This is a genomic window from Pseudomonas sp. LBUM1641 (assembly GCF_059716235.1).
Genome location: NZ_CP166815.1, coordinates 171,139 through 183,209, shown reverse-complemented (window position 1 = coordinate 183,209; position 12,071 = coordinate 171,139). Strand labels below are relative to the sequence as shown.

The window sequence follows — 12,071 nt, the reverse complement described above, 5'->3', positions numbered from 1 at the left end:
GACTCTTCGCATACAGTTAGTTTGCTAACTATCAATATGGTCGATGGATCCAAAGCAGTCAAGTTTTGATACAAATTTGCGGATGGGTGGCGAAGCGACGCAGCCCAAGGAACCGCTGCTCTTTACCCTAGTTCATGAGCGGGAAACATCAGTGTGATGTTCGGTTTTTTTGCAGCGCGCCAAGCACCGCTATGCCGTCACCCTTTCCACCTCCTCCTCAATAAACTCAAACACCTCCTGCGCAACGCTGTACTGGAACTGCTTACGCCTGTGCCGGGAAACCTTGCCCTCGTTATCCAGGCACATCATCACCAGCTTTGACAGATCGCTGCCGCGCACGTCGTACCGCTCGTTCACCGCTTTAACCACACGGTCGTAACGGTCCAGGAATTCGGTTTCCTCACGTAGCTCTACTTCAAGCGCCCGGCGGGCCATCTGCAGGGTGAATTCAACGCAGCGAGTGGCATCCCAATAGCGATAAATCGAAGGATGACCAATGAAGTCAAAGGCCATCTGGTCGCCATCCAGCCAGGTGACATTCCAGAATTCCCGGGAGGGTTGTGAGAATGCCTTGAGGGCTTGCAGGTAGGCTTGTTCCTCATGCTTCATCGCGACCGATACCGGCAGTAACAGCCCGTTTTCCAAAGCACCGTAATGACAGAGCGTCTGATGAACCAGAAAGCGCGACAGGCGCCCATTGCCGTCCATGAACGGGTGCAAGAACACGAAGCCAAAGGCGGTCACTGCTGCTGCCACCAATGGGTCGACGTCCCGCACTGGCTGGTTGGCAAATGCCATTAGCTCTTCCATCAACTCCTGGCACAAATCCGGCGCGGGGGGCACGTAGCTGACGCCCGCAGCGCCCCTCAGACCGTTATGCAGGTGATTCTGCTCGTGACGGAAGGCGACCGCTTTGTCGAAGGGATTGGATACAGTGCTGTTTTGCAGCTCTACCAGGTAGTCCTCGGTGAGCAGGCGCCCTTCATGGGCCTGGCGCAGCAGTTGAACGAAGCGACGGGACTTTTCTTCGCTAGGTTGTTCTTTTTCGATGGCGAACGAGTCGCGGGTTTCATGCAGGTAAGCCCATTGGATGGCGCGGTCCATCATTTCAGGCGGGAGGGTGGCCATGAAGGACTTGGCGCGGCCCAACACATCCAGCGCGAGTAACGTCTCTATCTGGGGAGTGCGCTCTACGGTGGCACAGTAATGCAACGAGCCCAGACCGTTGAAATCGACTCGCCAGCGGCTATTGCGGGTACTGGGGCCAGTTACATAGCGCTTGGGATCGAACAAAAAAACAACACTTCCGCGCACCGGCGTCGTGTAATCCAGCGAGCGTCCAGTGAGCCCTTCCCATAGGAAGCAGGCTTTGCGAATAAACACTCCATTGGGAGACTTGGCGAGTTCAGACAGAAAAGGCTCAGGGCCAAACTGCTCAAATGTCTGAGCCAAAACAGGCAGGTTGATGCCTTCATGCTTGAGGGCGAACAGCACATGCTCGAATAAAGAATCTTGTCCGGGTGCCACCGATTGCGGGACCGCCAGGCAATCACCAATCAAGGTGATGCGGGTCACCGGTTTGATCATGGCGACGCGCTTGGGAGCGATGACCTTAAGGCTCAACGCCTCACATAAATGAGCGTAACCAACGACGGGCATGGTGAGCGTCCCTAGAAAAAATTAACTAGGGGCATTAAAGCTCAGTTTTTTTTACCTCTCACCATTTATTTTTACATTAAGGGGCTTTTACAAAATTTTTTTTACACCCCGCGCCCCTCTCTCAGCCGCAAGTTCAACTCATCCACCACCTCCGCCCAATCCGCATCCTCCAAAATCTCTTCACGCAAAAACGCCTTCTGGCCTGGCGTCCAGAAAAACGCATCCGCCAGATGCAGTTCGGGTTTGAGTGGGGAATGCACCGCGATAAAGCGCTCGATGCTCACCGGGTCATCCGGCAAGCCAAGCTGTTTGAACAATGACGGCAAGCTGTGGACTGGAGATTCCATGGTGCGTTCCTGAAGGAGGGGTTCACCTGAGTCTAGAACCTCTGAGGTGCTGCGCAGATTAATCGCAGCCAGTGCGGTGAACACCTGCCGGCGCGTTGCACAGCACAAACAGTCGGGCCCGTGCGCCACCGCCATCCTGCTGGCTGAGCTGGCGCCATCCTGCCGGCAATGGGGCAAAATCATCCGGGCCGTCAGCGGCGCTGATCAGCCAGACACGCTGGATTTCGGCTGGCAACGCCGACAGGCGATCCAGGTAAATCCGACCGCCATCCTGGTCCACTAAAGTGCCAAAACCATAGGCATTCGGCCGCGTCGATTTGCCGGCGGGGGTCGGCGGTGTGAAGAGCTGCAACTGGGCGTCGGTCTCGTCGTAATAGACGTAGGGTAAGTACCACAGCATGTCGCTGATGACGATGCGGTCATCTTCCTGGTAGTTGCGGTTGACGAACTCCACCGCGACGTTGAATTGATCATGTTCATCGACGGTGGAGTTGGTCTTCACGCCCACCAGTTCGACCCCGACAAACAGCACGAAAAGCGCCGCCGCGGCCAGTGACACGCGGTGCGACAGACGGTCGAAAGCCACCGCCACGATGATCGGCAAGCTCATCGCGTAGGCCGTGAGATAACGTTCGATAAACACCGGGGAAATAAACGAAACCCCATAGACCAGCAGTACCGGCAGCATGAAGAAAAGCGCCAGCAACCAGCCAAAGCGATAGCGGCTTTGATCGCGCCAGGCGGTCACGCCCACCAGCGCTACCAGCAACAACGGAAACCCGACAAACAGTGGCCGCCACACATGGTCGCCCGGGTCCTGAATGAGGAACTGCCACACCATCGACGGTAGGGAATACAGGTTGACCGGGTCTTCCCAGCCAATATCACCCCCCACCTTGAGTTCTTCAGTGTGCTGCACCAGGCCGAGCAAGTTCGGCAGCCAGGGCAAGTACAGCAACACAATCGCCACGTTGGCCAACCACCAGCCCGGACGGGTGACAAGGCGCAGGCCGCCGGCCCGTGGCAGCCGCAGCAATACCAGCCAAGTCCAGTGCACCAGCACGCACAACGCTGTGAAGTAGTGGGTGTAGAAGGCGGCTGTCATCAACAGCGCATAGACCACCAGATACCGCTTGCGCTCAGGCTGGCGGACCCAATACACCAATGCCAGGGTGGCAGCCAGCAGCCACACGCCCAGCAGCGAATACATCCGTACTTCCTGGCTGTAGCGCACCGCCGTGGGCAGCAACGCCAACAGAATTCCGGCCAGTACCGCCGCGCGGCGGGTCGCGACCAGGCGTGTCAGCCAGACGCCCAGGCCGACGGCGACCACGCCTGGGATCGCACTCATGCTGCGCAGGGAGAAAATACTGTCGCCAAACAGCTCGATCCAGCCGCGCAGCATGAAGAAATACAGCGGCGGATGAACGTCATGGGCGGCGTGAAACCACAGGTCTTCCAGGGAGTACTCGGCGAGCAGCAGGCTTGAACCTTCATCTCCCCAAATCGCGGAGGCGGTCAAACCATAGAAGCGCACGGCCATGGCCAATGCCACCAACGGCACCCACCACAATCGAGCGAGCCAACCGGCATGCTCCCACAGGCCAGGATTGACCACGGGAAAGGCCCCGGCCTTGTTGTCTTGTTCCGCCACAGAGCGTCGCACCTCTACTTCCTCACCCACTACCAAACCTGCGCTTGCGCGAACACCCGCCACTCTAGGTGAAAAGACCTCGATTCGCCCGCTGTTTTGCTCGTTTTGAGCCGCCATCCGCCAATCGGACAAATCTGAATTTTGCGCAGGGCATCTCCGACGCATTGGCCGGATCAGGCTATGATTGCAGCCTTCCATGGATTCAGGATCAAGGACACTTCATGCGCATCGGTCTTCTGTCACCCCTGGCACTGGCATTGCTCGCCACTCTTCCCCTTCAGGCCCACGCCAGCGGCGATGATTCGTGCTACCCGGATTGGCGGGTGTCGCGTAACAGCCTGGACGTGTGCAGCAACCTGCCGTTTTTGAGCCCGGGCAATGACAGCCGGGTCAACCTGCGGCTGCTGCTGGCAGACAAAAACGTCATGCCGCTGGCACCGAATGCCCTGGGCGAGCAGGATTTTTCCGAAGGCTTTGGCCCGGTGCCATTCCCGGCGTATCGGCTCACGCCCGCAGCGGATGAGCCCGACAACCAGCCCGACGACTCGCGCACCGCCGAACTGGATGAACTGCTCAGCCCACTGGGCATCAAGCGCGATGACTACAAGGCCGCCGGTGAAGCCTTCCTTTCCGGCGAAGGCAGCCGTTGCCGCAGCAACGCCGATGACAGCGCCGCCGCGTTTATCAGCCAGGTGGTGAAGGCCGATGTACCGCAGGCCGAGCGCCAGTTGCTGGCCAAACTGCGCTTGCAGATGCTCACCCGCTGTTCCTCGGACGGCGTCCCTGCGGGCGAGGCCGATCAGTTGAAATCGGCAGACGGCCAGGCATTGCTGGCCTACCTGCAAGCGGCCGGGGATTTTTACAGCGGGCGCTTCAGCGACGCACAAAAAGGCTTCACGGCGCTGACGAGCAGTTCGCTGCCCTGGCTCAAGGAAACGGCGTTGTACATGACGGCGCGCACCGCGCTGAACGACGCCCAGCAAAATGCTTTCGACGAATACGGCACCCCCTCGCTTGAGCATGTGGATAAGTCCGCGCTGCAACGGGCCGAGACTGGATTCGATGATTACCTGAAAACTTATCCACAGGGCGAATACGCCGCTTCCGCCCGCGGCCTGCTGCGCCGGGTGTACTGGCTGGCGCCCAACCCCGACAAACTGGCAAACGACTTTGCCTGGCAATTGACCCAGGCCACCGATGCCCAGCGCAACGTATCGCTGGATGAACTTGTGCAGGAAGCCGACACCAAGCTGCTGACCACCACCACGGCACCCGTGGGCAATCCGTTGATCCTGGCCCTCAACGACCTGATGTGGATGCGCGCCGGTGAACCGCCAAGGCTCACTCGCGAAGCCCTTGACGGGCAAAAGTCGATATTCGCCCAGGAACCGGCGCTGTACGCCTACGTGCAAGCGGCGTTTGCCGTGTACGTCGAGCATCAACCCGATCGCGCCTTGAAGTTGTTGCCGCAAGACGTGCCGTCGAATCTGGACTACTTCGCCTTCAGCCAACAGACCTTGCGCGGCCTGGCACTGGAAGCCAAGGAAGACTGGAAAGCCGCCGAAGCGCTGTGGCTGCAACTGCTGCCGCTAGCCAAACAACCGCTGCAACGCGACCAGCTGGAGCTGGCATTGGCGATGAACTACGAACGCAGCGGCCAACTGGCCAAGGTATTCGCCGCCGACTCGCCGATCAGTGCCAAACAGGTGCGCTATATCCTGCTGCGCAACGTCGCCGGTCCTGATCTGCTGCGCCAACAGCTTGCCGATGCCAACGACCCGGTAGAGCGCCAGACCGCGCAATTCACATTGCTTTATAAAGACCTGATGCGCGGCCAATTCGAGACCTTCGCCGAGGACTTGAAACAACTGCCTGCCTCGGTTCCCGACGACAAGCTCGGCACCAGCCTGGGTTACGTCTACGGCGGCGGCCAGTCGTTGAAACTGTTCCAATGGAACGGTGAAAAGGCCGAGTCCGGCTACAACTGCCCGAGCATCGCGCAAATCGCCAGCACCCTGCAGGCCGATCCGAAAAACCCGCAGGGCCTGAACTGCCTCGGTGAATTCGTCCTGCGTAACGGTCTGGACGGCATGCCCCTGGAACAAGCGCGCTCCGCCGGCAGCCTGGGCAGTACCGCCTCGCCCTTCAAGGGTGAAACCTTCTCGCGGCTCGAAGGCTACAAGCGGGTGATCGGCAATCCCAAGGCCCCTCACAACGACAAGGCCTACGCACTGTTTCGCGCCATCAATTGCTATGGGCCTTCGGGCTACAACAGCTGCGGTGGCGAAGACGTCGACAAGGCGGTGCGCAAAGGCTGGTTCCGCCAGCTGAAAACCGGGTTTGCCGATACCCAGTGGGGCAAGTCGCAGCAGTACTACTGGTAAGCCGTGAAGCGCTTCTGGCTGGCCCTGCTCCTGCTGGCAAGCCCGGCCTTCGGCGCGGTAGACGCCCGCGACCATGATGCGTTCTGGCTGTGGAGCGGCGTCGCGCCACAGCCGGTGCTCAAGCAGGCGAAAACCCTGTACATCCTCCAGGGCCAGATCAACTCAACCCGCCGCGCGCCCCAGCGTGGCGTGCAATTCATCGCCCAGGGCATGAGTGTGCCGCGCATCACCCAAGGTGAAATCTGGGTGGTGTACCGCGCCCACACCCTGCACTGGCCCGAGTCGGTCTACACCCAGATGCTCGGCCAAGTGCAACGCTGGCGAGACGCGGGCAACCCGGTGGTTGGCATCCAGATCGACTTCGACGCACGCACGCAATACCTCAACGAATACGCCGACTTCCTGCGCGACCTGCGCCAACGCCTGCCCAACGATTTGCGCCTGAGCATCACCGGGCTGATGGACTGGAGCAGCAATGCTGACCCGGCCGCCATCGCACAACTCAAAGGCGTGATTGATGAAGTGGTGGTGCAAACCTACCAGGGCCGCCACAGCATCCCGGATTACGCGGCGTACCTGCCACGCATGAATCGGCTGGGGGTGCCGTTCAAGATTGGGTTGATTCAGGGTGGGGAATGGGAGGAGCCGGGGTATTTGAAGGGGAATGAGTGGTTTCGTGGGTATGTGGTGTTTTTGCAGAATCCGACCTGATGCTTGACACGGATTAAGACTTTATGCAAGAAAGTGTCCTCTGTCCGCGGACAGAGGACACTCGGAACCGGAGCCCCATGAAAAGTCAAGATATCGTAGTTCTGTTCAAACTAATCAGTCTTGAACTGCGGGCAAAAGGGGAGCGCATAAAAAAGCGCGAATTTACCGTCCCCAATGACGAGCATGACCCATGGGCCCAGAGAATGCAGCACTCTGACGGCACCTTCAGTTATCTCAAGACCTATCAGTTTTCCGAGCCGGAAGATTGGCGTGGCTGGGATGATCGCGACGAAGAAGTAGAGAAGGGCAATCTTCAAAGCTATTCCGTGCGAGCTCTATCTTCCGCACTCGGGCTAAGCAAAACCGAAGTGTCCTCGTCACTCAATCGCTGCCGCGACATTGGCCTGATTTACACAAACCACTCCGACGGTTCACCACTGGTTAGAAGCAAAGCGCTTCTCGATCTGGTGACCTACAGCATTCGCTATATATTTCCCGTGAAGCCCGGCCCTATTGTGAGAGGCATTCCGACTGCATTCGCAGCCCCGATCCTGGCAGGGAAAGTCATGAGTGGCGGCGACCTCATGCCTGTTTGGCCTGATGCCTATGGCAAAAGTAAAGGTCAGGAAATCACACCCTTATATAAAACTGTCCCGGGCGCAGTAAAAAAGGACGAGCTTCTCTACCACTTCCTCGCCCTCGTCGACGCCATTCGTATCGGTGGCCCACGAGAAACCAAAGTGGCCGACGCCATGCTGCGGGAGTGGATCCTTTGAACTCAAACAGAACAATGATGCTGCGCATGCTTGGAGAGGTTGCTGAGGCGCTGGGGGAGGAGCTGCGGGAACAAGTGGCCTTCGTCGGCGGATGCACCACTGTCCTGCTTATCACCGATGAATTCACTCAGGAATCCATTCGTGGCACCGACGATGTCGATCTGGTCATTCACCTGACAAGTACCGCTGACTGGTATCGGCTGGAGGATCATCTCAAATCCAAGGGCTTCAAGAATACCGGACAAGACACTGTTACCTGCCGCTTGCGCCTGGGCGCCCTGAAAGTCGACTTTATGCCGACGGATGAAAAGGTATTAGGGTTTTCAAATACCTGGTTCGTGGGCGGGTTGGAAAATGCTGTTTACCACGACCTGCCCGACGGCATTCGAATCAAGGTATTCGCTGCGCCGTGGTTTCTTGCCGCGAAACTGCAGGCCTATAAGGGGCGAGGAAACGGGGATGTTCTGATGTCCAACGACATTGAAGACATCATCGCATTGGTTGATGGCCGCGAAGAGCTGGGTGAAGAAATGAAGCAAGCGCCGAGCGAGCTACGAACGTTCGTCAGCCAACAACTTTCTGAACTCCTGAGGCTTACGGCGTTTTTAGACGTGGTTCAAAGTACAGCTCAGGACCCTGATCGTGAAACGTTGATTCATGAACGGCTGAACACAATGATTGCATCCGGAGCGCACGCTTGACCCTACCTGTGAGCGTAACCCGCCAAGGAACCAACCGAGCGGAAAACAGGGACGCCGCCGGCTCGGCATACAACAGCGGTGCCTACCTTTACGTAATAGCAGACGGCACCTCAAAGCCCGAAAGCGGCGCCTTGGCGCGGGCACTGACTCACTATGTGCTGGCTTCCTTTTCCAACCTCAAGCGCTCTGAGATTTCCTGTCCCGACAAAACCCTTGATCTGACACTCACTTCACTCAGCGAAGTACGCTCAACCCTTTGCGCAAATTACCCCTTCGCCTCCGCCAGCTACCTCGTACTCATGACTCATGGCCACACCGCCGTTTCCATTCACGCAGGTGACTGTTGCCTGGGACAGCTGGAAGATGGGCGCGCGGTAAACTGGCTAAGCCCGCCTCACTGCGGCCCCAACTGGAAGAGCGACCTTAGCCAAGACCTTATCGCCAGCAGCCCTACACGTAAAATACTGTGGAACTGCATGAGTTATCGCAGGCCGCATGAGCCGCATATCCAATCGTTGCAAGCAAGCCCTGATACGAAGTGGATCTTGGCCACCGACGGTTTTTGGGCTGAGCTCTCACCTGCGGAACAACTTAAGGCTATTGCGGGCCAAAGCCTCGATGATCTCCAAGGCGACGACGACATTACCTTCATGCTGCTGCAAGCTGCAGAAGCAGCTCATCTCTAACCCCGCGCCAGCTCAGCTAACCGCATCGCCGATACAATCGAGAGCGCGTAAAAACACAACCCGATAGCGATCCAGATGCAGTTGGCCAAGGTCAGGCGCTTGTTCACCTCACCCCTGAGGTCATTCTCCACTTGGTTCACCGCGCGCTGTACCTGCACCATCAGGTAGAGATGCACAATCGTCAGGCAAGCACTGATCTTCATCGCGGTCAGCGGCGCGAGGGCCCATGAGTACGTGTAGGGCAAAGCACCGCAGACAACCAACCCGATGGCCACGCTGCGTGGCTGCCATTGATACGTCGGAGCCTTGACCTCAACTTGCCGGCGGATTTTCATGATCAGCGGGTAAAGGAAAATCACCGAGAAGAACGCCCGCACAACCGGCCAGACGTTCGCGCCAGTCGCCTGCCGATAGCAGGTCCACTGCTTGTAGAACCAATAGACGAAATACATACCCGAGGTCAGCAGAATCATGATCACCAGCTTGCGCGGTGCGACCACAAAAAACGTGGATGCAGCGGCGAGCGGTTGGCTCAATTCGGCCTGCGGCGGCGCGTAGGGGTTGTCGATCACTGACACTGGGAAGCTCCTGGAAGTTATTTGGCTGGAAAAGGCTAACGGCCAAATGCCCCAAAAGTTTACCGCCCGGCGGTCTGCAACGGATACACCGATTCCCAGCCCCCGCCTAACGCCTTGTACAACCCGACCATGGCCAGGGACACGCCGGTGGAGCTTTCCACCCACTGCTCTTGCGTCGCCAGCAACGCGCTTTGCACCGTCAGCACGTTGACGAAATCCACTACGCCTTCGACGTATTGGTGCTGTGCAGTGGCAAGGGCGATCTGGTTCTGCCGGACGGCTTCGGCAAGGCTGTCGCGGCGCAGTTGGCTGGCGTTGTAGCGAGTCAGTTGGTCGTCGATTTCATGCCAGGCCCGCAGCACGGTTTGCTGGTAGGCCAGGGCCGCTTCCTGTTGCTGGGCTTCGCGCAGATCGAGCATGCCTTGCAATCGGCCACCGTTGAAAATCGGCAAGCTCAGTTGTGGGCCAAAGGCGAATGCACGGGAGCTCCATGAACCTAAGTCCGCCAACTGCAACGCCTGGGAGCCCACGCTGCCGGACAGGGTGATGCGCGGGTAGAAGTCGCCCTTGGCCACGCCGATGGAAGCGGTGGCGGCATGCAAGCGCGCTTCTGCCTGACGGATATCGGGGCGACGTTCGGCCAGTTGCGACGGCAGGCCGATGGCAACCTGACGCTGGGTCTGCGGCACGGCGGCGTCCTTGGACAGTTCGGCATACAAGGCTTGTGGCGGCTCGCCCATCAGCAGGCTCAGGGCGTTGATCAACTGGTCCTGGCGTTGCTGCAAGTCCGGCAGGCGCGCCTCAATGGCGGCGACTTGAGCGGCGGCTTCGGCTACGTCCAGGTCAGTGGCAACCCCGTCGGCCAGGCGCAGTTGCGACAGCTTGAGGCTGTGGCGGGCGACGTCGAGGTTTTGCTCGGTGACGGCCCGGGTGTTCTGCACGCCGCGCAGTTGGATGTAGTCCTGGGCGGTTTCCGCCAGCACTGACAACAGCACGGCACGGCGGTCGTTTTCGGCGACTTGCAAGGTAGCGTCGGCGGCTTCGGTTTCGCGTTTTACCCGGCCCCAGAAGTCCAGTTCCCAGGCGGCGGAAAAGCCCATGTCCCACTGGTTAAAGGCCGAGCGGCCATTCTTGCCGGAGGGATCGCTCAAGCCATCGGCGCTGTTGCGTTGGCGCAGGTAATCGCCGGTGGCGTTGACGGTCGGGTAGCGCTCGGAAGTGATCACCTGGCGCGCCGCACGGCTTTGTTGCAGGCGACTGCTGGCGAGTTTCAGGTCGAGGTTATCGGTCAGCGCGCGACGGGTGAGCGCGGTGAGTTGTGCGTCGTGGAACACTTCCCACCAGCGCTCCTCCAGCGGGTCGTTGACCGCATGACTGGCGGCTTGTCGGCCCTGAGGCTCGGTCCATTTGCCCAGCGGGTTTTGCGGACGCTGGAAGTCCGGACCAACGGTGCAGGCACTCAGGCTGAGCAGGCTCAAGGTAATCCAGGCGAGACGTCTCATTGCTGGGCGACCTCGCGTGGCTGGGCGGCGGCGTGGGTGTCGACGCTGGCTTCCACCGACATGCCGACCCGCAGGCGTTCGGTCAGCGCCTGGCCGGGCTCCAGAATGATTTTCACCGGAATGCGCTGCACCACCTTGGTGAAGTTGCCGGTGGCGTTGTCCGGCTTGACCGAGGCAAACGTCACTCCGGTGGCCGGCGCCAGGCTTTCAAGGTGCCCCTTGAGCACGTCACCGTCGAGGCTGTCGACCCGCACTTCAACCGCTTGGCCTGCGTGCATGTGGGACAGTTGGGTCTCCTGGAAATTGGCCACCACATAAGCCTCGGCCAGCGGCACCACGGCGAGGATCTTGCTGCCCGGCGTCACATAGGCGCCAACCCGCACCGCCCGCTCGCCGACCATGCCGTCCACGGGTGCAACGATGCGGGTGTACGACAATTGAAAACTGGCTATTTCCAGCGCCGCCTGGGCACGTTTCAGACCGCCTTCGGCCGCGTCGCGCTGGGCGCTGAGGATTTCCACCTGCTTGCGTTCGGCAGCCAGTACCGCCGTGGCATTCGCCAGGCGCGCGGTGGCCTGGTCGATGCGGGTCTTGGCTTGCTGGGCGTTTTGCACGGTGCCAGCGCCTACGCCGGCGAGGTGGTTGTAGCGGTTCAGCTCGTGCTCGGCAAACGCCACTTCGGCACGGTCCGCCGCGACGGTGGCCTGAGCTTGAGCGATCACCGAGCTTTGCCGCTCCAGGGTCGCCGTGGCGTTTTTCAGCTGCGCCTGGGCCACCAGGGTATCGGCGTCGGCCGCCTGGGCTGCGGCGCGGAAGTCACGGTCATCGATCAGCGCCAGCAACTGGCCGGCCTTGACCCGCTGGTTGTCTTCCACCAGCACCTCCTTGATAAACCCGGCCACACGTGGCGCCACCAGGGTGTAGTCGGCGGCGACGAAGGCGTCGTTGGTGCTCTGGCGCTTGCTGCCGAACACGCCCGGCGCCAGCAGGTAAACCAGCACACCCACGGCGAACACGGTGATGACGGTTACAGCGATTTTGTCTTTGCGTTTCATAACGATCCCTTTGGCTCA

Annotated in this window: 11 protein-coding genes; 5 read left to right on the top strand and 6 right to left on the bottom strand. The window is 59.5% G+C overall.

The genetic code is table 11. The features are described 5' to 3' along the window. Window positions 1–189 precede the first annotated feature (189 nt). The 3 genes from ACA046_RS00790 to ACA046_RS00780 all read right to left on the bottom strand — a co-directional run bounded on the left by ACA046_RS00790 (window position 190) and on the right by ACA046_RS00780 (window position 3,672). The gene (locus ACA046_RS00790; protein WP_497675707.1) at window positions 190–1,659 is read right to left on the bottom strand and encodes a Fic family protein; all 1,470 of its coding nucleotides are present in this window, start codon (window positions 1,657–1,659) and stop codon (window positions 190–192) included. 101 nt (window positions 1,660–1,760) lie between these two features. Further along, a complete protein-coding gene (locus tag ACA046_RS00785; protein ID WP_497675706.1) occupies window positions 1,761–2,006 on the bottom strand; it encodes a DUF2789 domain-containing protein in 246 nt (81 codons plus the stop codon). Between the two features lie 58 nt (window positions 2,007–2,064). After that, entirely contained in the window at window positions 2,065–3,672 is a 1,608-nt protein-coding gene (locus ACA046_RS00780; protein ID WP_497675705.1) for a glycosyltransferase family 39 protein, read from the bottom strand. A gap of 209 nt (window positions 3,673–3,881) precedes the next feature. On the opposite strand from ACA046_RS00780, the gene ACA046_RS00775 reads away from it, so the two are divergent. From ACA046_RS00775 to ACA046_RS00755, 5 genes are all read left to right on the top strand, one after another. Further along, the gene (locus ACA046_RS00775; protein WP_497675704.1) at window positions 3,882–6,044 is read left to right on the top strand and encodes a PA5441 family protein; all 2,163 of its coding nucleotides are present in this window, start codon (window positions 3,882–3,884) and stop codon (window positions 6,042–6,044) included. Window positions 6,045–6,047: 3 nt separating this feature from the next. Further along, a complete protein-coding gene (locus ACA046_RS00770) occupies window positions 6,048–6,755 on the top strand; it encodes a DUF3142 domain-containing protein (protein ID WP_459025133.1) in 708 nt (235 codons plus the stop codon). Between the two features lie 77 nt (window positions 6,756–6,832). Then, entirely contained in the window at window positions 6,833–7,531 is a 699-nt protein-coding gene (locus ACA046_RS00765) for a hypothetical protein (protein WP_497675703.1), read from the top strand. Window positions 7,532–7,545: 14 nt separating this feature from the next. Further along, entirely contained in the window at window positions 7,546–8,232 is a 687-nt protein-coding gene (locus tag ACA046_RS00760; RefSeq protein WP_076015586.1) for a hypothetical protein, read from the top strand. Beyond that, a complete protein-coding gene (locus tag ACA046_RS00755) occupies window positions 8,229–8,918 on the top strand; it encodes a protein phosphatase 2C family protein (protein ID WP_497675702.1) in 690 nt (229 codons plus the stop codon). The genes ACA046_RS00760 and ACA046_RS00755 overlap by 4 nt, the downstream gene beginning before the upstream one ends. On the opposite strand, the gene ACA046_RS00750 is transcribed toward ACA046_RS00755, so the two are convergent. From ACA046_RS00750 to ACA046_RS00740, 3 genes are all read right to left on the bottom strand, one after another. Beyond that, window positions 8,915–9,490, bottom strand: a complete 576-nt coding sequence (locus tag ACA046_RS00750; protein ID WP_497675701.1) for a hypothetical protein — start codon at window positions 9,488–9,490, stop codon at window positions 8,915–8,917. The genes ACA046_RS00755 and ACA046_RS00750 overlap by 4 nt on opposite strands. A gap of 65 nt (window positions 9,491–9,555) precedes the next feature. Then, window positions 9,556–10,998, bottom strand: coding sequence for an efflux transporter outer membrane subunit (locus ACA046_RS00745; RefSeq protein WP_459025123.1), 1,443 nt, complete (start codon window positions 10,996–10,998; stop codon window positions 9,556–9,558). After that, window positions 10,995–12,053 (bottom strand): HlyD family secretion protein, encoded by a 1,059-nt coding sequence (locus ACA046_RS00740; protein WP_459025121.1) that lies wholly within the window; start codon window positions 12,051–12,053, stop codon window positions 10,995–10,997. The genes ACA046_RS00745 and ACA046_RS00740 overlap by 4 nt, the downstream gene beginning before the upstream one ends. Between the last annotated feature and the right edge of the window lie 18 nt (window positions 12,054–12,071).

What these genes read in the sequence shown, in the direction of transcription:
- ACA046_RS00790 (WP_497675707.1), bottom strand. Translation starts at nt 1,659, where the DNA reads ATGCCCGTCGTTGGTTACGCTCATTTATGTGAGGCGTTGAGCCTTAAG.
- ACA046_RS00785 (WP_497675706.1), bottom strand. Translation starts at nt 2,006, where the DNA reads ATGGAATCTCCAGTCCACAGCTTGCCGTCATTGTTCAAACAGCTTGGC.
- ACA046_RS00775 (WP_497675704.1), top strand. Translation starts at nt 3,882, where the DNA reads ATGCGCATCGGTCTTCTGTCACCCCTGGCACTGGCATTGCTCGCCACT.
- ACA046_RS00765 (WP_497675703.1), top strand. Translation starts at nt 6,833, where the DNA reads ATGAAAAGTCAAGATATCGTAGTTCTGTTCAAACTAATCAGTCTTGAA.
- ACA046_RS00760 (WP_076015586.1), top strand. Translation starts at nt 7,546, where the DNA reads ATGATGCTGCGCATGCTTGGAGAGGTTGCTGAGGCGCTGGGGGAGGAG.
- ACA046_RS00745 (WP_459025123.1), bottom strand. Translation starts at nt 10,998, where the DNA reads ATGAGACGTCTCGCCTGGATTACCTTGAGCCTGCTCAGCCTGAGTGCC.
- ACA046_RS00740 (WP_459025121.1), bottom strand. Translation starts at nt 12,053, where the DNA reads ATGAAACGCAAAGACAAAATCGCTGTAACCGTCATCACCGTGTTCGCC.